Origin of the sequence: Bacillus cereus group sp. N8 (genome assembly GCF_016483685.1) — a bacterium.
GTDB lineage: Bacteria > Bacillota > Bacilli > Bacillales > Bacillaceae_G > Bacillus_A > Bacillus_A proteolyticus.
Window position 1 is genome coordinate 58,303 of sequence record NZ_JAEHBK010000012.1, and the last position, 23,634, is coordinate 81,936.

Genomic DNA, 23,634 nt, shown 5'->3' on the forward strand with positions numbered 1-23,634 from the left:
CGCGTAACTTTTCACAATAAAAAATCGTTAAACAAAAGAAAAGATTTTTTATCACGACTGGGGGAGAACTATGAAAATTCTAATACTAGGTGGTACACGTTTTTTAGGAAGAGCATTTGTGGAAGAGGCTTTAAAGAGAGGGCATGAAGTTACATTATTCAACCGTGGAACAAACAAAGAAATTTTTCCTAAAGTAGAGCAGTTAATTGGTGACAGGAATGACGATGTATCAAGTTTAGAAAATCGAAAATGGGACGTTGTCATAGATACATGTGGATTTTCTCCGCATCACATTAGAATTGTAGGAGAAGTATTAAAAGATAATATAAAACACTATATATTCATCTCAAGCCTTTCCGTGTATAAAGACTGGATTCCCCACCACATAAAAGAAGACTATACATTACAACCTGAACCACCGGCTGATCAAATAAAGGCTGTAGAGAATGGTGAAATATCTCCTTATGAGCATTATGGTGCGCTTAAAGTATTATGTGAAAAAGAAGCAGAGAAGTATTGGCCGGGTCGTGTTTTACATGTAAGAGCAGGACTTCTTTCGGGAATGTTTGATTATACAGATCGGCTTCCATACTGGATTCAGCGCGTAGCAAAGGGTGGAAAAGTGTTAGTTCCAGGAAGGAAAGACCGTCCAGTGCAGTTCGTGGATATAAGGGATGTTGCGAGCTTTGGACTAAACATGGCAGAACATAATAAAGTAGGTACATTCAATGTAACAGGCCCGAATGATGCATTGACGATGGAAGAACTATTAAATACGTGTAAAGAAGTTACGAATAGTGATGCTGAATTCGTTTGGGTTGATGAATCATTTATGCATGAGAATAAAGTGCAGCCATGGACGGAGATGCCATTATGGCTTCCTGAAACTTTTTCGTTAGAAGGTGAAACGAAGCCATGGAAAGGTGGATTTTCTATTAGTGTCGAGAATGCTGTTAAAGTAGGGCTTACTTTTAGAAGATTAGAAGATACTGTTACAGATGTGTATGAGTGGATGAAAGAAATGGAAGAAAGGGGATTAAAAGCAGGTATTTTAGGTGAGAGGGAGAGAGTATTATTAGAGAAGTGGTGTAACTAAGGGTAAATAAGGGGGTTTTCAGAATGATTTGATTTTAAGGGGTGGTGTAATTTATTGTATATAGCTTTATTCTAGGAGATATTCTATTAATTTCTAAACTATAGTAATTATTATGAATAGAAAAGAGCACACTTATTCATAGCGAAAGTGTGCTCTTTTCCTTACTTATATTGTGATGGCGAAATACGTTCTAGCCATAGTATGCCATCGTATTGTTCGATTGGCTTCAAAATTTCTTCAAAGTCTTTATCACCCCAGTGTCTTGCGGTAGTAGGAGTAAACATCCAAGATGTTTCTGGACGATTGCGTTCTCCTTTCAAATTGACAAATACATTAGAGTTTTGAGATGTTCGTAATATATTCTCGATACTTTGTTCAGCATGGTCTGTATCTATAGGGACTATTTTATCAAGTTCAGTACTATCCCAACTATTTCCGCTATATGCATATACGCCAATTGTGTACATTTGATCTTTTATCCGTTGAGGTAAATAATCAATCATATTGGGCGCTTTAAAATTGTATTGTTGGTATTTGGTCCAATCGAGTATCATTTTTGAATTTTGTTTTCGGATATGATAGTTATGTCCCCATACAATGATTTTTTTATTTTTGTATTGAATATCACTTAACCAAGCTAAAGATTGTCCCATCTTTTGATCTCGGATATAAAGTGATAGATCTGTAAGTTTAAAGTTTGTTGGGTAAATAAAGTTTTTTTCTTTTACAGTAGCATCTTGGAGTGTTTTAATTGTATCAATGCGTATACTGATAGTCTTTTCTAATAGATTTACATCGTATGTATTTGATGGAGCTATCTTATTTAATTCGGTTTTATGTTGTTGAACAAACGTTTTAATTTTTTCATATTTCGCTATTACTTGCTGAACGTCCGCTTTATATTGTTCGTAGGAGTACTTATTATCTACAGGTGCAATTTTCTCCTCTATATTGAGTAATTCTTTATGAGCTATTTCTATATCATTAGCAATTTCAGGATTAATTTTTTCTAACCATTCTTTTGCAAACTCAGGGAAATAAGAATACCACCTGAATTGAGCATCAAACCCTGTTAATATAAGAGGTGTTCCTTTTTCTTTTTGATCTTTTATATATTGAAATAGCTCTAAAATTTCTTCAGTATGCCAAACACCGTATAAAGATTTTTTCATGGCCTGCAAAGCAGTTAATTGATCGAGGTTTTGATTTACAGCATTTGCCTCCGCAAATCCTGTTTCAAATGCAATAACATCATATCCCATCTCTTCATGTAAATACTTAATCATACGTACTTTTGATTGGTTTATTTCTTTAGCCCCATGTGTACTTTCACCAAGTAGAACAATTCGTTTATCCTTTACTTTTTCTTTTAAAAAGGATAAATCTTCATTTGTTTGTGCATTTGGTTCGTTTAATTTTTGTGCATTTTCTTTTATCCATTCTTCCCATTTTGGTTGATCTTTCGGTTTCTCTTCAGCAGAAATCACAGATGTAAATGTTGTAAAAGCAAGAAGAGAAGTAATCATTCCTATTTTCCATTTAGTAAACACATATTTCCCCCCATGAAACAATTTTGTTATTTAATACGGTAGATATATCCAAATATCTACTTTTATTCCACATATTTATATTAATTGATAAAAACAAAAGAAACAATATAAAAATTAAGAATATTCAACCTGTTATTATGGGATGAAGATTATTATTTTTATTCATTATAACGAGTTAGTTAGCAAAAACTAATGAATAAAAAGTTAGAATAGTGTTTTTTATCTAAAAATATTGAAAGACATGAGTGGATTTAGTAATCTTAATTTATAAATAATAGTGTGTAATTAGGTAAAATGCTTGTGAAAATAGTTTTTTATTGTACATACTTGCAATTACAATTGTTTTATCTCTTAATCCAAAACTATATAAAGGTGGTAAAAAATAGTGGATCTTACGTTTAAAGTTGAGGAAACATGTTTTAATTACCGGGTCGGAGCAATTTGTAAACAGGATAATAAAATCCTTATTTTGCAAGGTGACGGTGAAGATTTTTGGTACGTACCAGGTGGCCGTGTGAAAATGCTAGAAAATAGTGAAGATGCGTTAAAACGAGAGCTGGCAGAAGAAGTGGGTGTTCCTATTAAAGGGAGGAGATTAATATGGTCAGTAGAAAATTTCTTTACACTTTCTGAGCGAAAGTTTCATGAAATTAGTTTTTATTATGAAGTAGAGCTACATGAATTACCTGCGAATGGAGCGGATCAATATATTTTGGAAGAAAAGGGTAGAACGTATTTGTTTAAGTGGGTGCGAGTAGAAGAGCTACATGCATATAACTTACAGCCAGCATTTATAAAAGAGAAAGTAAAGGATATAGCAGTTCATACAGAACATATCGTTTTACAAAAGTAAATGTATTCGGAGGGAGAAAAGGGTGAAGGGGACTAAAAAAGAGGTACATATAAATGACAAAGTAATTCGTTACATACATATCAAAAAAGGTTTTAATACGGTTTGTTTTATGTTTTCAGGTTCAGGTTACAATTAGGATAAACCGTTATTCTATTATGCAACGATGTTAATGCTTGAACATAAAATAGATGTTGTACATATTCATTATTCTTATGATGGACAATTAATGAATAAACCAATGGAAGAAGTAACGAAAGTAATGATGGATGATATTCATCCTATAATGCACGAAGTATTAAAAGATGAGCAATACAACGAGACTTTGTTTTTAGGGAAATCACTCGGAACAATTCCAATTGCGAATGATTTAATGAAGAGAGAAGAGTTTTTACAGTCGAAAATGATATTAATGACGCCGTTACTGACGTTTGATACGATTTTTGATTCTATCTTACATAGTAATCATGAAGGGCTTTTAGTAATTGGAGAGAAAGATCACCAATACGATGCAGGTCAAATTGATCAGTTACATCATACAAATTTAAAAATCGATGTTGTCAAAAACGCAAATCATTCTGTAAATGTTGGGGAATTTGAAACAGAAAATTCAATTGAGGCTATAGCGAAAATAATAGAAAAACTTAAAGAAGTTGTTAGGACAAACTAATTTAAGTTTCAATACATGCAAAAAGAGGTGCAATTTGCACCTCTTTTTTATTTAATAAGCCTTCAACACATGAAGCAAATAATCCTTTCGATTCAGCGGATTAAAGTCAACGCGTTTTCGAGTAGGGAAGGGAGCCTTCAGCTTTGTGAAACCAGTTGGCTTCGTTGTGAAGATTCCTTCTCCTTCTGTAAATGAATGGAGCATTCGTTTAAAATTCTCTGTTTTTGCAACAGGTAATGATCCTTTTAATTGGTAAGAGTCATTATATAATTTAGGCTCCGCGAAAGTTGCTGGAATGGCAGCTAGTTTATACATTGCAGTACTAATTGTGTGCTCTGGGACAGTTAATTCAAATTCGTTTAATGGTTCAAACACATATGTTTCAGCTTGCTTTAAAGCATCCATTAAAACGAGCGGTGTTAAGTTTCTAAAGTCACTCGCTGTTGTAACAGGACTAGCATAACCTGTATGTGTTAACGTGACAGAAATGTCCGTAACTTCCCATCCATATAAACCTTGTTTTAACGTTTGAAATACAGTATCTTCAATCGCTTTATGAAATGCTAAAGGTAATGATCCAAGTTCAACACCTAACTTATATGTCATGCCAGAATTAAGCTCACCACGTTCAACTTTGAAGCCGATTGTTGCGTAGAACGGGTTCGTTTTTTCTCCCATTACTTCAACGGAATCTCCTGTGCCAATTGGTTTCTCAATACATACAACTCGTGTATTTGAGAAGGTAACCTGCAAATTATATTTCTCAAAAAGAGTCGTTTCAATTACTTCTTTTTGTACTTCACCGAAAAGGCGAATGTATAGTTCATTATGAACATCATCTTTCCACACTTTAATGAGTGGATCTTCTTCACATAGTTCCATAAGTGCAGCGTATAAATCATGAATTCGATCCGTAGGCACCGCATCAATAGCAGCTTCCATTTGTGGTTCGGCAAAGTGAATGTCTTTTATATAATCCGTCCGTTCACCAATAATATCACCAATTTTTATATCACTCAGTCCCCACACTTTGCAAAATTCTCCACTAGGAACGGTAGAAGTTTGAACGGCATCTCCATTATGAAATATGCACATTTTTTTAATCTTTTCCTTATGTGGTAGAGACTCATTTCGCTGTATATCAACATATTTTCTAACGTGTAAACTGCCTGAAAAAACTCTTACGTAAGCAATCTTTTCGCCAGAAGGTTCACGTTCAATTTTAAAAACAACACCGGATAATGTTTTATCTTGCGCCGGTTTATTAACTGGAATTAGGGCCGGAAGTTTTTCAAGTAGCTCAGTTACGCCCATACCTGTCTTTGCAGAACCGAAAAAGATTGGATAAACATTTGCTTGTTGTATTTGTTTTTCTAGTTCTTTTCTTAATAGTGCGTCCGGGATGATTTCGTTATTTACATATGATGCAAGCAAGGATTCGTTATATGGTGCTAACAGTTCCATACAATCGTCATATGATTTATATTCCATAATACGAGCTTCCTTTGTTCCTTCGTTCTCTACAGAGTAGAAGGGGCATGCATCATTTGAAAGGATTACTTTTATTTGTTTCACAACTTTTTCAGTATTTGCGCCACTACGATCAATTTTATTAACAAATAAAACAGTTGGTATGTTTAGTTTCTGTAGTGTTCGCATTAAAATCTTCGTTTGTGCTTGCACGCCTTCAACGGCAGAAATAACTAAAATCGCACTGTCTAAAACGCGGAATGATCGCTCCACTTCAGCGATAAAATCAGCGTGTCCAGGTGTATCAATGACATTTACTTTTACATCATCAATAAAGAAAGAAACGACAGATGCTTTAATCGTAATTCCGCGCTGTCTTTCTAATTCCATTGAGTCAGTTTGCGTACTTCCGTTATCAACTCGGCCAATTTCTTTAATCACATTCGTTTCAAAAAGAATACGCTCAGTCAAACTCGTCTTGCCAGCGTCTACGTGCGCGACAATCCCTATATTTATTGTTGTCATATATAAATATCCTCATTTCATTTTCCATTTTCATTTCCTCATTTCTATTTGTGTATTGCCGCATAACAATCACTCTCCAGTCATTTAAATTATTACTATTATAATGTAATTCCCATTTTTTGTAACGTGATAAAGCGCCTTAATTTGGAAAAATATAAATGAAAACAAAATGCTTGCATTCTAAATCGATATAGATTATATTAATTGACATATCAACTATTGATACATCAAACGTTTTTATATTGGATGTAAAGGAGGGGTAATTTGACAAGTTCATGCTCAAAAGAAGCGATTATTTTATATAAATTACACTTTCTAAATAAAGAAGTAAGTTCGAAGTTTGAAGGGTGTACGGGTATGAGTCAATCTCGATTAGAGCTTATACTTCAGTTATATGAAGTAGGTGAAATTAGTCAAAAAGCACTTCAGCAAGAAGTGAATATTGATAATGCTGCGATTACTAGGCATTTAAAGCAGCTTGAGGCAAATGAAATGATTGTAAGACGTAAAAATCCAGATGATAACAGAATTACGTTAGTTTCTCTTACAGAAGAGGGACGAAATAAAATTCAGGCGTTTCAAGAGGAAAAAGAACGTTTTGCAGCATCAGCATTTAAAGGATTAAGTGAAGAAGAGCGCGATAATCTTTTAAATATGTTAAATCACATTCAAGAAAATATAAAAGAATTATAAAAAAGGGAGAATACAACTATGACTAACTCAGTAAAAACAAATGATTTTAACGAAATTTTAACAGGACGCCGTTCAATTCGTAAATATGATCCTTCAGTAAAAATTAGTAAAGAAGAAATGACGGAAATTCTTACAGAAGCAACACTTGCACCATCTTCAGTAAACATGCAACCATGGAGATTTTTAGTAATTGAAAGTGACGAAGCGAAAGCAACACTTGCGCCACTTGCGAAATTCAATCAATCTCAAGTAGAAACATCTTCAGCAATGATCGCTGTATTTGGTGACTTAAACAACTTTGATAACGCAGAAGAAATTTACGGTACAGCAGTAGAGCGTGGTTTAATGCCAGCTGAAGTAAAAGAAGATCAAATGAAAAAACTTTCAGGTTACTTCTCTATGGTTACACCAGAAGTAATGAAAGATACGGTATTAATTGACGGTGGTCTTGTAGCAATGCAATTTATGCTAGCAGCTCGTGCTCACGGCTATGATACTTGCCCAATTGGTGGATTTGAAAAAGACCAAATCGCAGAAGCATTCGGATTAGATAAAGAGCGTCACGTACCAGTAATGTTAATTTCAATCGGAAAAGCTGCTGACAGTGGTTATCAATCAGTACGTCTTCCAGTTGAAAAAGTTGCTGAGTGGAAGTAATTTCAAAGAAATAAGTGGAATATGAGAGGGGAAACACCATGATTATTATTCACGCAATATTTCAAGTAGATCCAGCGAAACAACAATCATTTTTAGAAGAAATTCAGCCACTTCTTCATGGTTCAAGAGAAGAAAGTGGAAATGTATCTTATAATCTTAATAAAGATACAGAAAAAGAAAGTGTTTATACGATGGTAGAAGTATGGAAAGATGAAGCAGCAGTTGCGAGTCATAATTCGAGTGAACACTTCACATCTTTCGTTAGCAAAGCACCACAATTTTTAACTGCTCCGCTTGATGTAAAAGTTTATAGTGGAGAGTTAGTAAAATAATAAGGTAGAAAAAGATGATTTTAGCGTGTTGCTGGGGTCATCTTTTTTGTTTTGATAGGAATATACTTACTTCTAACTTGATGTGTTATAATTTGGAAAAAGAATAATTCTTAATTTTCTGAATAAATAAAGGCGGGAGATAAATATATGAGTATATTAAAGAAAATTACTAACAATATTTCGAAGGTTATTATAGGGAAAGATGAATCAATTGAGCTGGCTGCAATAGCTCTTATAGCAAGAGGCCATATTTTATTAGAAGATGTACCTGGTACGGGAAAAACAACATTAGCAAAAAGTTTGGCTAAAAGTGTAAACGCTAAATTTCAAAGAATACAATTCACAGCGGATACTTTGCCTGGAGATGTTATTGGTCTTGAATATTTTGATGTGAAGGAATCGGATTTTAAAACGAGGTTAGGACCGATTTTTGCAAATATAGTATTAGTTGATGAAATTAATCGGGCTGTACCGAGAACGCAATCTTCGTTACTCGAAGTTATGGAAGAACGTACAGTTACGATTGCGAAACAAACGCATTCATTACCAGAACCTTTTTTAGTAATTGCAACGCAAAATCCTCTTGAATCAGCTGGTACATTTCCTTTACCTGATGCTCAATTAGACCGATTTTTACTTACGATTCGCCAAGGTTATCCTACGAGAGAAGCAGAAAAGGAGATGATGAATCGTTTTCAAACGAATGATCCGTTAGAAACGTTACATTCAATTATTTCAACTGAAGAAATTATTACAGTGCAAAAACGAGCAAGAGAAGTGTTAGTAGGGAATGATGTGCAAGATTATCTACTTGAAATTATTGAGGCAACGCGTAAACATGAGTTAATTGAAATTGGTGTAAGCCCGCGGGGGACGTTGGCATTTATGAGAGCGATTCAAGCACGGGCAATATTAAATGAAAGAGATTATTGTACGCCAGATGATATAAAGACGATGGCTGCATCCGTTTGCGCTCATCGTTTAACGTTAACGATTGAGGGAGAGATGAAAACGACGAAAGAACAAATCATGAAAGAAATTCTTGGTGCGATTAGTGTGCCAGTGGAGAATGTACGATGAATCAACAGCTTGTGTATACACCTTTAGCGGAGCCTTTCGTAATGGGAGTTATGTCAGTTGTAGCCGTTATTTTATGTGTATTTTCAAGTAATCTATTGTTTTTATCTCTCGTATTTTTGTATGTAATTTTAATAGGTGCTATGTATGTATACATACGTAAAGTATCTCGTGTTGAATGGGAATACAGTCAGGGGAATGCAAATGTTTTTATAGGTGAAACGAATATGTGCAAAATTAAAGTTTCAAACAAGTCGATATTTCCTATTCTTAATATCGTATTTCGATTTAAATGTGAAAATAAGCTAACTTGGAATCATGATGAAATAAACAAAAATCATAATACAGGTTCAAATTATTATATGAATTTTAATTTAAAAGGAAGAGAGTCAATTTCATTTGATTTGCAAGCTGTAGCGTTAAAAAGAGGAATTGCGAAATGGGAAGAAGTTGAAATTGTCATTACTGATCTCTTTGGATTCATAACGAACCATATAACATATAAACAAGTTGATACGCCCTCCTATTTAGTCTTACCAGCTGTGCCGAAAATACAAGTGCCTGAATTACAAGAATGGTCACGGGGATTTCGAAAAGCGATGTCTTCACCGCTATATGATGAAACGAAAGTAATGGGAGTGAAGTCTTATGAAAATGAAGATTTTCGTTCTATCCACTGGAGTGCAACAGCGAAAACAGGGACGATAACTGCGAAAAAGTATGAGCGAACGCAATCAGATAAATACGCGATTTATCTCAACTTGCAAAACAAAAGTGGTGTTTCTTTGCGAAATGATACAGAGGAACTAATCGAATTAACGGCAGGCATATGTAAACAGCTGCTCATGCAAAACTGTTCATTTGAAGTATGGATCAATAGTGTAAAAGATAACGGTTTGCTTCATATGAAAAATGGGGATAACCGGAAACATTTGCAAAATGTATTAAAGGTACTTGCCTCAATATCGGATCAGGATACGCCTGTATCTTCTTCTTATTTTTACACAGCAGGCTTTCGTCGTAAGGAACTGGATGCAGTTCCTTTAATTCTTGGTACTTCACCAAGGAAAAACAGCAGAACGAATAAATGGGTCGTAATTAAAGAATAAGAAGGGGTTTACGTCATGGCTAATAAAGAGCGACATATGAAAGTGAAAACTTGGAGTATTAGAGTTTTCATCATACTTTTCTTTACGGTTAGTGCGATAACGTTATCACAAGGTGTTGTGCATGTGCAAGAAATAGTAAAAGAACGTTTTTCCAGTAAGACTAAGATAATATCGGAAAGAAATTATGATTTTACTAGTATAAACGAACAGTTTGATGAGCCTGAAAGAATTATAGATGAAGAAACAGGAGTTGTAGACACCAGAACGAAAATAGATAGGAAAATCCCGCTTTTCAAACAGGGGAATTCATGGAATGACGTGTTTTCTGTTCTTTCAAATGCATGGATTAGTGTCATTTTTTATGTAATTATTGCAGTGGTCATTCTATATGCTTTTTATAAATTAATGAGGAAAAAGGTAACGAAATCAGAAATAGAACAGGATAAACAATCGATAACAAAAGAAAATACGGATAGAACCGAAAAGAACAAGAAAGTGATGCATCAGTTTGAACAGCCGTTACCTAAAGATACGATAAGGAAAACGTTAGTTGAATGGGAAAGAACTTTACCATTTCACGAACAGAGAAGGTCCTATGAAACGATGCAACAATGGTTAAGCAGAATTTGTAGAACGAGGGATATTATTCCGATATATGAGTCTGTCCGATATGGAGAAAAGACGTATACGGAGTTAGATGTAGAGAAGACTGTACGATGGATAGAGCGAGACGGGAAAGCGTGACATTAATATAAGTAAATGAAATTAACTGTAAATTAATTTCATTTACTTATATTTAATTACATGGTAATGTATACTTACTTTTTTATATCTCTATCAATGGAAAAAGTTTCCTTAGTAGAGTATTTCACGTTAATTTTATATGAGTTTATCTTCGTTTCATCAATATAGAATGAAAAAGAGATGAATCAATTACGGGTATCATGTAAATAAAAAATATAATTTATATTTAAATTTTTGTAAGGGTGTGAAAATAGAATGAAACCGGTATTGAAAAACATACTCCTTTCCTTTATTTTTTCTACAGCAGGGATGTGTTGGTTTCTGTTTATGTTAGTTAGAGGAGGCGGAGACTGGTTATTGTCTTGGATAGGTGTAATAATGGCCTTTTTATCTTTATACACGTTAATAGATTTATATTGTAAGTATACATACGATAAAAAATTAAGTAAATTGTTTATCAAAGCAACAATTACTACCTTTAGTTTTGCAGTATTGGGAATTACATTTGGTATTGTACACGAACTATTACAGCCATGGAGTCTCAGTTTAATGGTTTGGTATTGGTTGTTAGTGTTACTTTTATTTGTAACGACCATAATATTATTAGTTTTTGTAGTATTTGTTAATCGTAAAAATTATAATATCCCTGGGAGATATAGAATACTTATACTGTTTAATCTATTTCTTACGTTAGCACCAGTGCTGTGGCCATTACTTCTTACTATTATCGGAAATGGCATGAACGCTAGTGCAGGATGGTAAAAGTGAATGAACTAAAAAGTTGATATAGGGTTTTAAGTATGTAAGAGAACGTGTTTTGATAAATTGAAAACACGTTCTTTTTTTATTTTCATACATTATTTTTTCCCATCTGGTCGTCTAATTTTGAAAGTAAGTATTTCGTAAGGAATGGATAAGAAAAAAGAGAGTTTTATCATTTAGGATGAAAGTATAACTTGAATCAATACGATATGAATAGAGGAGAGAAAGCCTTATGAAAAAATGTTCTTCAATTAAGTTAGCGAGTTTGGCAGTCTTATTAGCGGGTACTACTTTATTCACACCAGGTTTTACTGTGAAAGCAGAGTCTACTCAAAATATTTCTAGTTCGTCAGAAGCACATGATCAAAAGAATCGGAATGGCTGGAAACGAGTCATGCAAGAAACAATCCAAGTTGGAGCGCCAGGGGTATTAGTTAAGACGTATAATAACGGAAAAATTAGTAGTTATAATGCTGGCGTCGCGGATTTAAGTACAAAGAAATCGATGAAATCAGATTATCGCTTTCGGATTGCTAGTGTGACGAAGACTTTTACTGCTACGACTGTTCTTCAATTAGTAGGAGAAAATCGCGTGCAACTTGACGATTCAATTGAAAAATGGTTACCGGGTCTCGTACAAGGAAATGGGTATGATGGCAATCAAATTACGATACGTCAACTTTTGAATCATACGAGTGGTATAGCTGAATATTTAAAGTCAAAAGACGCGGACTTTACGAATACAAGAAAATCGTATACAGCTGAAGAATTAGTGAAAATTGGACTTTCTTATCCGCAAGATTTTTCACCAGGCAAGGGATGGTCATATTCAAATACAGGATACGTAATACTAGGAATGCTTATTGAAAAAATAACTGGAAATAGTTATGCGGAAGAAATTGAAAAGAGAATTATTGAACCTTTGGACTTGGCAAACACATTTTTACCAGGGAATTCAACCGTTATTCCAGGCAATAATCATGCTCGAGGGTATTTGAAAATTGACGGAACGAGTGAGTTGAAAGATGTAACGTATTATAATCCGAGTATAGGTAGTTCAGCTGGAGATATGATTTCTAATGCGGACGATTTAAATAAGTTCTTTTCATCATTACTCGGTGGTAAGTTACTGAAGGAACGTGAGCTAAAAGAAATGCTTACTACAGTTCCTACAGAGGGAGAAGGTGTTGGTGATGCATATGGCCTTGGAATCTATGAGACTAAACTTCCAAACGGTGTTTCAGTTTGGGGTCACGGAGGAGCAATCCCTGGGTTTATGACTTTTGCAGGCGGAGTAATTGGAGGTAAGCATACATTTGCTGTCAGTGTTAACTCTTTAGGTCCGGTTGATATTCTTACACAGTTTAATAAAATGATGCAAATTGAATTTCAGAAATAATTGAATAGAATGTGAATAGGCTCCTGTTTTAAAGGACAGTATTAGCATTCATAGTATGACATCAAGTGTAATTCAATCGTATAGTTAAGTATAAAAAAGGATATCAGTTACACGATATCCTTTTTTATTGAGGAGCAAAGAGGGTTTTCGATTCTGAAAATTGTTATTTTTTCAATCATTCCATATAATGAAAGGTATAGGGGTTATACAGGGGAATTATGAATGGAGAATACTTTAGTTTGTTAATTGTTTTTATTTTAATAAATAAAAGTAAATTGATTTGGAGTGAAATTCATTGGGAGAAAATCAGTTTAGATGGAGTAACAAGCGATTACGAGAGCATGTTGAAATAATAGACGGCACAAGAAGCCCACACAAATTATTAAAGAATGCAACATACTTAAATTCCTATATACGTGAATGGATGCAAGCAAATATTTGGATCTATGATGACCGCATTGTATATGTAGGTGAAAAATTACCAGAGCAACTACATGAATGTGAAGTGATTGATTGCGATGGAAAGTATGTAGTTCCTAGTTACATAGAACCACATGCACATCCATATCAATTGTATAATCCAGAGACGTTAGCGAATCATGCGATGCAATTTGGGACGACAACTTTTATTAATGATAATTTAACTTTATTTTTCACATTACAACGTGAAGAAGCATTTCGTTTATTAGATGAATTTAAAAAGGTTCCGGCAAGTATGTATTGGTGGTGTCGTTTTGATGGGCAGACTGAGTTGCAAAACGGGGAATCTTTATTTAATAGTGAAGAAGTAATAGAATGGTTAAAGCATGAAGCGGTTCTTCAAGGCGGCGAGTTAACAGCATGGCCAAAACTATTACATGGCGATGATGAAATGTTAAATTGGGTGCAGGAAACAAAACGATTACAGAAAAAAGTAGAAGGACATTTTCCGGGGGCATCTGAAACGACTTTAGCGAAGTTAAAACTATTAGGTACGGATTGTGATCATGAAGCGATGACAGGACAAGAGGCGTTAACTCGGCTCATGCAAGGTTATACTGTTTCTCTAAGAAACTCTTCTATTCGGCCGGATTTAGAAGTTTTACTGAAAGAACTATTGGAATTAGGTGTGAAACAATTTGATAGATTCATTTTCACAACAGACGGTTCACATCCGTCATTTTATGAAAATGGAATGACGAATAGACTGATAGAAATAGCGATTGAGCAAGGGATTCCGGTAATAGATGCTTACCACATGGCAAGCTATAACATTGCTCGTTATTATAATATGGAGCATTTACATGGTTCCATTGCGACAGGGAGAATCGCTAATATTAATATTTTGGAAAGTAAAGAAAATCCGGCACCAATGAGTGTAATGGCAAAGGGAAAATGGGTGAAGCGTGACGGAGTAAAAAAAAATAATTCATTACATATAGACTGGAGTGAATTTAAAGTAACTCCATTATCATTAGACTGGTCTATAGAAAAAGAGGATATGATTTTTTCTACTAAAACGGGTATACACTTATTGAATAACGTAATAACAAAACCATACAATAGCGAAATAAATTTAGATTGTGATGAAATTTCTATTGATCATGATGAATGTTTTCTTATGATGATTGCTCGTGACGGTACTTGGCAGGTAAATACAGTTGTGAAAGGTTTTGTAAATGAGTTAGGAGGTCTTGCTAGTTCTTATTCTGGTACAGGTGACATCATTCTCATTGGAAAGAGAAAAGAAGATATGCTTACAGCTTTTCATAGAGTAAAAGAGCTAGGCGGGGGGATCGTAATAGCTGAAAAGAATGAAGTGTTACACGAAATTGCTTTACCGTTGCTAGGGATTATGTCTAATGTAAATATGAGTGATTTAATAAAGGAAGAGAAAAAGATGGTGAAATTACTGCAAGAGCGAGGCTATGCTTATAACGATCCGGCATTTACTATTTTATTCTTTTCTGCGACGCACTTGCCTTTTATACGAGTAACCCCTATAGGGTTATATGATGTGAAAAGTAGTAAAGTACTTGCTTTGCCAGTGAATTTGATCAAGCAATATTAAAAGGAAAGATCCTATAAAAAATTTTTTATAGGATCTTTCTCATTCCTAGCATAAGAATATTCTAAGCCTCAAATAATATAGTATCTAAATGATTTGAGGTGATAGTTAAATATGAAAAAACTATTGTATGTATTAAGTGTATTTATTTTATGTGTATCTATCCAGCATGTGGTACATTCTCAAACAGATGCGCCAAGGTTATCTTCGGATTGTATGGAAGAAAGTAAAATGCGTGATGAAAAGTATGCGAAAAATATAATACAGGACATTAAATCCACATTTAATTTAAATATTGATGAAAACAGTTTTTGGGAAGTTAGTAAAAGAGACCTAGAGGCTGCGCATTTGATATATGGCGGAAAGGAAATTGATTCATATAATAATTCACTAACTAAAATTTATGATAGTGGTGGATTTAGAGGGCAGCCTAGCTTATTTGTGAGGGCGCAAGAGGCATTTTTACTTTATAAAGAAATAGACGATACTAATGTAATGAAACGCCTAAATCTAAACCTTGAAAAAGGGGAATGGATTGTTGCCGAAACAAAAAAGAAGCAAGGCAAATTAGTGGAATACAAACCGTTACAATGTGAAAAGGATTATCTGAAAAAGAGAAATGAGTATCATAATATGAAATGAAATACTAATTAATGTTGTTTTTATCAGCTGAAAGGTTGCTATAGAAGAAGGTAAGTATACATATTAACCTTATGTATACTTACCTTCTTTTTTTTGAGGTTATTAACATTTTGGATGGTGTATATTGCAAATTACTTGCTAGTAAATGTGCTTATAATTTTCAAAAGATCTTTTTATCGTAAAAAGATAGAGGAGTATGTGTCAAAAGATTTATACATTGCTGAACCACTTATGTATATTTTATTCTACAGTACTATAAAGAAATGTTTACTATTCACAAAAAACATCATTGGCACAGTTTTTGCTTGTATTAAATTTAAGGAAGGGGAATTGTATGTAAGGAATCTGTATTCGTAATAGTATAAAATAAGCTACTATTGCATCATTGATCATACTTGTATTTATAGCGGAACTGTAAATACATACAAATAAGTATGTTCTAATATAAAAATTCAGAATTTTCTTTAAAATCATTAGGGGGCAATGGTATGGTTAAATATTCGAAAATTTCTAAGTTGATTCTTGGTGTTGGACTAGTGACAATATCATGTAATGGTTTGCAAATTCAAGCAGAGACAAAAGAGAAAAATGTGAAGAACGTGAAGAGCGTATTACAAATGGAGCCGGTAGGAATACAGAAATCTGTTGATGAGTTGGCGCACTCTTCAGCAGTACAAGAAAATGCATCTTTTACAAAACGGTTAAAGTTAGCGGATTTATCGCAGCGTCCACTAGCACCAACCGATAATGTTAAAACGTTGGCTGAAGAAAAAAAGTATTCGATGGCCGAACTAAATCAATTAAGTAACAAACAATTAACTGATCTTCTAGTGACGATTAAATGGTATCAAATCCCAGAATTATTCCAGTTTAATAGTGATAGTCTCAAATTCTATCAAGATGATAGCCGAATGCAAGCGATTATTAATAAACTAGCAGAACAAGGACAAGCTTATACGAAAGATGATTCAAAAGGGATTGAAACATTAGTAGAAGCTCTACGTGCAGCATTTTATTTAGGTTTTTACCATGATGAATTAAGCAAACTAAATGAGCGTAGCTACCATGATAAATGCTTACCGGCTTTAAAAACAATTGCAAAAAATCCGAATTTCAAACTTGGTACATCAGAACAAAATAAAGTTATTTCATCATATGGAAAATTAATTGGAAATGCATCGGCTGATGTTGAAACGGTTTTATATGCAGGTGAAATTTTCAAACAATATAACGATAATCTTGCAACTTTCATTGAAGACCGAACGAAAGGAGACGCTATTTATGAGTTGATGAAGGGAATTGACTTTGATATTCAGACGGATATGTACACGACTGAAAAAGAGCCAAAAGATACGATGTGGTATCGAAATATTGATAACTTTATTAATGAAGTAAATCGTTTTGCACTAATTGGTACTGTAACAAATAAAAACGGATGGTTAATTAATAATGGAATTTACTATGCTGGTCGATTAGGCAAGCTTTATAGTACACCAACAAAAGGCCAGCAAGTTGTTACAGAAGCGATGAGGATTTATCCACATTTAGGGGAGCAATATTTTGTTGCAGCAGAACAAATTACTACAAATTACGGAGGAGTAGATGCGAACGGAAAAACAATAAGTTTAGATCAAATCCGAGAAGATGGAAAAAAGAAATATTTACCGAAAACGTATACATTTGATGATGGAGCGATTGTCTTTAAGGCTGGGGATAAAGTTAGCGAAGAGAAAATTAAACGTCTATACTGGGCGGCAAAAGAAGTACGCTCTCAATTTTATCGTACAGTTGGTAGCGATAAACCACTTGAAAGTGGACATGCTGATGATGTGCTAACGATGGTTATTTATAATAGTCCAGATGAGTATCAATTTAATCGTCAACTGTACGGATATGAAACGAATAATGGTGGAATTTACATTGAAGGGACAGGAACGTTCTTTACATATGAACGTACACCAGAGCAAAGTATTTATAGTTTGGAAGAATTGTTCCGCCATGAATTTACGCACTACTTACAGGGAAGGTACGAAGTTCAGGGATTATGGGGCCAAGGGGAAATGTATCAAGATGAACGTTTAACATGGTTTGAAGAAGGGAATGCAGAGTTCTTTGCAGGTGCAACGCGATTAGATAGTGTAGTACCGCGAAAAAGTATAATTGGTGGGTTATCTAATGATCCTGCAAAACGTTATACAGCATCACAAACATTAAATGCGAAATATGGAAAGTGGGATTTTTATAACTATTCGTTTGCATTGCAATCATATATGTATAATAACCGTCCTGAAATGTTCGATAAAGTGCATGATTTAATTCGTGCAAACGATGTTTCAAGTTACGACGCATATCGTTCTACATTAAGCAAAGATAATAAATTAAATGAAGACTATCAATCTTATATGCAAACGCTTATTGATAATCGCGATAAGTATACAATTCCACAAGTATCAGATGAGTACTTAGCGCAGCATGATCCAAAATCGCTTTTGGACGTTACTTCAGATATCACTAATGAAGCAAAGTTAAAAGATGTGAAAGTAACAAAGAATAAATCACAATTCTTTAATACATTTACACTACAGGGGACATATACAGGAAGTGCGGCAAAAGGAGAGATTGAGGATTGGAAAGTAATGAATCAAGCAACAAATGATATGTTGAAACGTCTTTCAGGAAAAGGGTGGACTGGATATAAAACATTGACTGCTTACTTTGTAAATTACCGTGTTAATAATGCTGGACAATTTGAATATGATGTTGTGTTTAGCGGAGTGAATACGGAAGAAGGTACGACTGTAGAAAAAGAACCGAATAATTCATTTGATACAGCGAATCCACTATCTTTGAACATTTTATTAAGAGGGAACTTAAGTGATCAAGATCAGGTTGACCGATTTGTTATTGATGTAAAGGACCCAAAAGATTTACAAATTACTATTACGAACGAACAAAACATTGGATTGAACTGGGTACTATATTCTGAATCAGACTTAAATAATTATGTAACTTATGCAACAAAACGTGATGGAAACAAATTGCTTGACAATTATAATGCGAAGCCAGGGAAATATTACTTAAGTGTATATAAATATGGTGGTGGAACAGGGAATTATACAGTGCAAGTAAAATAATTTACTATAGTTTGTTTTGAAAGGCTACTTATTGCATTTTTTAGCTAAGTAAAGTATGTAATGTTAAACATTAAACTACTTCAATACCCCCCTGTTCTAATTATAGAACAGGGGGGTATTGGCTTTATATTTTTAAATTAAGTAACCTAATTGGATTTTGACAAGAAAATAATTAATATAGATTTGATTTCTCATTCGTAAAGCATGTTTTAATCTTCTTAATGCTCTTTCATTTTTGTCTCAATTCTTGTTTTCAAATCAGTTGATACTTGATCGAAATACCCCAAAACTATCTTCCCAATATCATTGGAAATGACTTTCAAATCATTAGCTAAATTTTCAGCAAGATGTTCTTTTTCAATGAGTGATAACTTTTCATAAAATTCACCAGCCTGCCCAAAGTCATCTTGCTTAGCTATAGAAGCTCTTTCAAGTTTCCCTTCGACGTATCTTCCGTCACCGCTTGTTGCTTGATTAGCAGGTGTCCAATCTTGCTGCTGGTTAATCGCTAATTTACGAAATTCTGGTCCAATTCTTCGTCTTTGAGAATCGCTATAAATATTAGCACGGCCCTGTAGCATTTTATCATCAGATAATTCTGCTCCATCCAGTAAATTAGAAGGAGAGAAGGACACTTTTTCTACTTGTTCCATATAATTTTCAGGATTTTTATTTAATACCATTTTACCGACTGGTATAAGCGGATACGCCTTTTCGTCCCATACTTTTGTATCATCTAAAGGATCATAAGAAAGATGTGCTTCATCTTTTGGATCCATGAGCTGGACATATAAACCATATTCCACTGCTTTACCATTTGCAATTGCATCGTATAAATCTTTCCCGCTATAATCAGGATTTTCGGCAGCTAGTTTATTTGCTTCTTTACTAGTAATGTATTGTACACCTTCAAATGGATACCAATGATACTTTACATACTTTCGATTACCTTCCGCATTTTTCCAAACGTATGTATTTACACTATGTCCTGGGATGTGACGAAGACTTTTTACCGTACCAGTATCGGAGAATAAACGGACAACAAAATGAATTGATTCGGGTGCTCTAGCGACAAAGTTCCAAAAACTATTGGGGTCTATTAAATTATTTTTAGGTGAAGGTAAGAGTGCTTTAATAGTTTCAGGGAAACGCATCGGATCGCGAACAGAAAAGACAGGAATGTGATTACATAAAAGATCGAAAATACCATCATTTGTATAAAATTTTGTCGCAAAACCGCGTACATTTCTAGAAGTATCAGGTGTTCCTTTCGTACTAACAGCTAATGAAAATCGCACCATAACGGGAACTTTCTCATTAGGATTTTGTAGAAAATTTAGTTTAGTATGTTCGGACATTGGATAGATCGTTTGAAAATAACCGAACGCACCAAATCCTTTTACATGAACAGGTCTTTCTAAAATTTTTTCATGAATAAATTCTTGTAACGCCTCGTGCAGTACACTATCTTGCTTTAAAATAGGTCCACGTGAACCAACTGTTTGAGAGTGAAGTTTAGCTGGTTCATTGCGTTCTCGATTTTGATTAAAGTCTTCTCCTAATAAAGATTGCCTCTGTTTATCATATTTTTCATTCATCGATTTAGCCTCCAAATTTTTTTCGTCGATTGTTACTAAATATGATTCTATAGCCTTGATTATGTATTACATACAAAGTTCAAATTAGTAACATACCGCTAGATGTAAAAAATGCACTTATAGTGGACCTGTTGAAATAGAGGAAATTATGAAAAAATGAATATCGGAAAGAGAAATAACACGTTTTATTAAAAAGGTGGAAGAAAACCACTATTAAAATTTCAATCTTAAAAATTAATTTAAAAATGACTTTATAGATAATGAACATTAAAAACGAGAAAAATAACTAGGAGGAATTTAAAATGTCGGATTGGTTTCAATTAGATAAAGAATACATTATGCCTACGTATTGTCGTACGGGGGTTGCGATAGAAAGAGGAGAAGGAAGTAAACTTTATGATGTAGATGGTAAAGATTATTTAGATTTATTTTCAGGTGTAGGAGTAAACGTATTAGGGTACAATCACCCTAAAATTGTGCAAACGGCAATGGAACAAGTTACGAAATCGTTGCATCTTCCTTTTCATTATTTAAATCCAGTAGCGATTGAGTACGCAAAAAAGTTAGTTGATTACTCTTTAAAAAACGGAAAAGTCTTTTTTACAAACTCTGGTACGGAAGCGACAGAAACAACGTTAAAATTAATAGATAAATATAGATCTATAACGAACGAAGAGCGTGACGGAGTCGTTGTACTGAAAGATAGTTTCCACGGACGAACATTAGGTGCACTTCATTTTACGAGACAAGAAAATGTATATCAAAATTTCCCTAAAACATCTATTCCTGTATATGAAGTAGAGCGCGAGAATATAGAGCAATTAGAAGAAACAATCATAAATGAAAAGCCGATTGCAATTATGCTAGAACCTGTTTTAGGAAGCGGGGGGATTTATCCTTTATCAAGTGAATATTTGCATAGTGTTCAACATCTTTGTGATACATACAATGTACTTCTAATAGTAGATGAAGTACAAAGTGGTATGGGGAGAACTGGAAAACTATTTGCTTATCAAAATTTCAATATTATACCGGACATTATTCAAATTGGTAAAGGAGCAGGAGGCGGGATACCGCTTGGCGGAATCATTGTAGGTGAAAAGTTATGTGATGTATTTTCACCAGGAGATCATGGTACAACATTTGCACATTCATCAATGGGAACAGCTCTTGGTTTAACGGTATTAAATACATTAATAGATGATGGATTAATGCAAGCAGCTTATGAAACGTCACTATATTTAAATGACAAACTGCAAGAAATTCAAAAAGAAAACTCTTATTATATTAAAGAAGTACGCCATGCTGGTATGATGTTTGGTATTAGTGTGAACGATACGAATAATAATGTGAAAGAATTACAATCAGCATTAATGGATAAAGGGATGCTAGTCGATATTACACAAGGGAATATTATTCGATTACTTCCGCCGTATATTATTACGAAAGAGGAAATTGACGCGTTCACTTATGAGTTTATTTCCTGTGTTCATAGCATAGCAGCTACAGCAAGTATTTAAAAAAATATAAAAAAATATAAAAAGCTGAAGAAGGCGCTATTTTAGCGGCTTCTTCAGCTTTTTAAAATAGTAAATTACTTAACCTAGGGAGCATCTCATTGGACAAATAATTAATTATGTGAAACAATAATAACAGATAAGGAGACGTTGCTTTTCCTTAAGTGCTTCGTATTGAATTTATTCTAGTAAGAGAAGGTGTGCTTAAAGAAGTTAAATTAAATAAGGAGCTGTTTTACTATATGCAACAAAATAATGATTTAAATTTTGAACCTCAAGACGTTAATATTGTCAATCCTAAACAAGCGCGGAAAGCAGTTGTTGCTACTGGCATTGGGAATGCAATGGAGTGGTTTGACTTCGGATTATATGCGTATTTAGCGGTAATTTTAAGTCAATTATTCTTCTCAGGTGTTGATAATAGTGGATTGCAACTTGTACTTACATTCGGTACATTTGCAGCGGCCTTTCTAGTTCGACCAATCGGAGGTATTTTCTTTGGTAGAATAGGAGATAAGTATGGCCGAAAGATTGTTTTAAGTACAACTATTATTTTAATGGCACTTTCTACATTATTCATCGCATTACTACCAACCTATGAACAAATTGGTGTATGGGCACCAATACTACTTTTAATTGCTCGAATGATTCAAGGCTTTTCTACAGGCGGCGAATATTCAGGAGCAATGGTTTATATCGCAGAATCTTCCCCAGATAAAAAGCGTGGTATACTCGGTAGTGGTCTTGAAATTGGAACACTCTCAGGTTACATTGCTGCCTCGGTAATTGTTACCATTTTAACGTTATTATTAACAGATGAGCAAATGCTCAGCTGGGGATGGCGTATTCCTTTCTTAATTGCTGCACCAATTGGTTTGGTCGGTTTATATTTACGACGTCATTTAGATGAATCCCCAATCTTTGAAGAGATGGAAAAAGCACAAGAGGAATCTGAAGAAAACGAACAATTTTCATTTATGGATATATTAAAATATCACAAAAAAGACTTCTTATTAAGCACAGTAATTGTTGCCTTCTTTAACATTACAAACTATATGATCCTTTCGTATATTCCTTCTTATTTAACACAAGTATTAAAAGTCAAAGAAACAACTGGCTTATTAATCATTTCAATTACGATGGCACTTATGATTCCACTGGCACTTTATTTCGGTAAATTAAGTGATAAAGTAGGTAATAAACGCGTAGTACAAATTGGTTTACTTGGTTTAGCATTATGTTCAATTCCAGCATTTTTATTAATTGGTAACGGACATATTGTAGCCATGTTTGCGGGTATTTTCGTCTTAGGTTTCTTCCTTAGTGTATATGAAGGAACATTGCCTTCGTTATTACCAGCACTCTTTTTCACCGATGTACGTTATCGTGCACTTTCTATCTCCTTTAATATTTCTGTATCTATATTTGGCGGGACGACACCGCTCGTATGTTCATACTTAGTTCATGCTACTGGTAATCCACTGGCACCAGCATTTTATTTAACAGGTGTAAGTGTAATTGGATTAATTGTATTTAGTGTACTATTTGTCACAACATCAGGACGTGCACTAAAAGGTTCTTACCCTACTGTAGAATCGAAAAAAGAAGCACATCAAATTGCTAAAGAGGATCCTGAAGAAACACTTTGGTGGCATGAAGAATCTTTAGAAATTGAAGCAGGAAAAAAAGCATAATTTGTGAAAAGCAACGTGGACTTTTACACAAAAAGACTCCTAGTTTAATAGGAATCTTTTTGTATACA

Annotated in this window: 19 protein-coding genes; 16 read left to right on the plus strand and 3 right to left on the minus strand. The window is 34.1% G+C overall.

Annotated features, from left to right (window positions below; translation table 11 throughout):
* The first annotated feature begins 70 nt into the window (after positions 1-70).
* On the plus strand, positions 71-1,096 hold the full coding sequence (locus JDS80_RS18025; protein WP_199639485.1) for an SDR family oxidoreductase: 1,026 nt from the start codon (positions 71-73) through the stop codon (positions 1,094-1,096).
* Positions 1,097-1,257: 161 nt separating this feature from the next.
* Here the strand turns inward: JDS80_RS18025 and JDS80_RS18030 are convergent, their stop codons facing one another.
* A complete protein-coding gene (locus tag JDS80_RS18030) occupies positions 1,258-2,646 on the minus strand; it encodes an erythromycin esterase family protein (RefSeq protein WP_199639487.1) in 1,389 nt (462 codons plus the stop codon).
* Positions 2,647-3,031: 385 nt separating this feature from the next.
* Between JDS80_RS18030 and JDS80_RS18035 the strand changes: the two genes are divergently transcribed.
* Together JDS80_RS18035 and JDS80_RS18040 are read left to right on the plus strand one after the other, a co-directional pair.
* Positions 3,032-3,499, plus strand: a complete 468-nt coding sequence (locus JDS80_RS18035; RefSeq protein ID WP_199639489.1) for an NUDIX domain-containing protein — start codon at positions 3,032-3,034, stop codon at positions 3,497-3,499.
* 163 nt (positions 3,500-3,662) lie between these two features.
* Entirely contained in the window at positions 3,663-4,166 is a 504-nt protein-coding gene (locus JDS80_RS18040; RefSeq protein WP_242477377.1) for a hypothetical protein, read from the plus strand.
* A 51-nt stretch (positions 4,167-4,217) separates the two neighbouring features.
* On the opposite strand, the gene JDS80_RS18045 is transcribed toward JDS80_RS18040, so the two are convergent.
* Positions 4,218-6,161 (minus strand): elongation factor G, encoded by a 1,944-nt coding sequence (locus JDS80_RS18045; RefSeq protein WP_199639491.1) that lies wholly within the window; start codon positions 6,159-6,161, stop codon positions 4,218-4,220.
* 264 nt (positions 6,162-6,425) lie between these two features.
* On the opposite strand from JDS80_RS18045, the gene JDS80_RS18050 reads away from it, so the two are divergent.
* The 11 genes from JDS80_RS18050 to JDS80_RS18100 all read left to right on the plus strand — a co-directional run bounded on the left by JDS80_RS18050 (position 6,426) and on the right by JDS80_RS18100 (position 18,757).
* Positions 6,426-6,854: a MarR family winged helix-turn-helix transcriptional regulator gene (locus JDS80_RS18050; protein WP_000204172.1), complete on the plus strand. Its 429-nt coding sequence runs from the start codon at positions 6,426-6,428 to the stop codon at positions 6,852-6,854.
* Between the two features lie 18 nt (positions 6,855-6,872).
* Positions 6,873-7,511, plus strand: a complete 639-nt coding sequence (locus tag JDS80_RS18055; RefSeq protein WP_000185378.1) for a nitroreductase family protein — start codon at positions 6,873-6,875, stop codon at positions 7,509-7,511.
* A 38-nt stretch (positions 7,512-7,549) separates the two neighbouring features.
* A complete protein-coding gene (locus JDS80_RS18060) occupies positions 7,550-7,843 on the plus strand; it encodes a putative quinol monooxygenase (protein WP_199639493.1) in 294 nt (97 codons plus the stop codon).
* A gap of 147 nt (positions 7,844-7,990) precedes the next feature.
* Positions 7,991-8,923, plus strand: a complete 933-nt coding sequence (locus JDS80_RS18065) for an AAA family ATPase (protein WP_199639495.1) — start codon at positions 7,991-7,993, stop codon at positions 8,921-8,923.
* Complete coding sequence (locus JDS80_RS18070) at positions 8,920-10,029, plus strand: DUF58 domain-containing protein (RefSeq protein WP_199639497.1); 1,110 nt, start codon at positions 8,920-8,922, stop codon at positions 10,027-10,029. The genes JDS80_RS18065 and JDS80_RS18070 overlap by 4 nt, the downstream gene beginning before the upstream one ends.
* A gap of 15 nt (positions 10,030-10,044) precedes the next feature.
* Complete coding sequence (locus JDS80_RS18075; protein WP_199639498.1) at positions 10,045-10,773, plus strand: signal peptidase II; 729 nt, start codon at positions 10,045-10,047, stop codon at positions 10,771-10,773.
* Between the two features lie 255 nt (positions 10,774-11,028).
* Complete coding sequence (locus JDS80_RS18080) at positions 11,029-11,535, plus strand: DUF3902 family protein (RefSeq protein ID WP_199639499.1); 507 nt, start codon at positions 11,029-11,031, stop codon at positions 11,533-11,535.
* A 232-nt stretch (positions 11,536-11,767) separates the two neighbouring features.
* On the plus strand, positions 11,768-12,934 hold the full coding sequence (locus JDS80_RS18085; protein ID WP_199639500.1) for a serine hydrolase domain-containing protein: 1,167 nt from the start codon (positions 11,768-11,770) through the stop codon (positions 12,932-12,934).
* Between the two features lie 295 nt (positions 12,935-13,229).
* Positions 13,230-14,984: an adenine deaminase C-terminal domain-containing protein gene (locus tag JDS80_RS18090; RefSeq protein ID WP_199639501.1), complete on the plus strand. Its 1,755-nt coding sequence runs from the start codon at positions 13,230-13,232 to the stop codon at positions 14,982-14,984.
* 111 nt (positions 14,985-15,095) lie between these two features.
* Positions 15,096-15,623 (plus strand): hypothetical protein, encoded by a 528-nt coding sequence (locus JDS80_RS18095; protein ID WP_199639502.1) that lies wholly within the window; start codon positions 15,096-15,098, stop codon positions 15,621-15,623.
* A gap of 488 nt (positions 15,624-16,111) precedes the next feature.
* Positions 16,112-18,757, plus strand: coding sequence for a collagenase (locus tag JDS80_RS18100; protein ID WP_199639503.1), 2,646 nt, complete (start codon positions 16,112-16,114; stop codon positions 18,755-18,757).
* 218 nt (positions 18,758-18,975) lie between these two features.
* On the opposite strand, the gene JDS80_RS18105 is transcribed toward JDS80_RS18100, so the two are convergent.
* Entirely contained in the window at positions 18,976-20,355 is a 1,380-nt protein-coding gene (locus JDS80_RS18105) for a catalase (RefSeq protein WP_199639505.1), read from the minus strand.
* Positions 20,356-20,657: 302 nt separating this feature from the next.
* Here JDS80_RS18105 and JDS80_RS18110 point away from each other — a divergent pair, with 302 nt between their 5' ends.
* The gene (locus JDS80_RS18110; RefSeq protein WP_199639506.1) at positions 20,658-21,875 is read left to right on the plus strand and encodes an aspartate aminotransferase family protein; all 1,218 of its coding nucleotides are present in this window, start codon (positions 20,658-20,660) and stop codon (positions 21,873-21,875) included.
* A 239-nt stretch (positions 21,876-22,114) separates the two neighbouring features.
* Positions 22,115-23,566, plus strand: coding sequence for an MFS transporter (locus JDS80_RS18115; RefSeq protein WP_199639508.1), 1,452 nt, complete (start codon positions 22,115-22,117; stop codon positions 23,564-23,566).
* Positions 23,567-23,634: the final 68 nt, after the last annotated feature.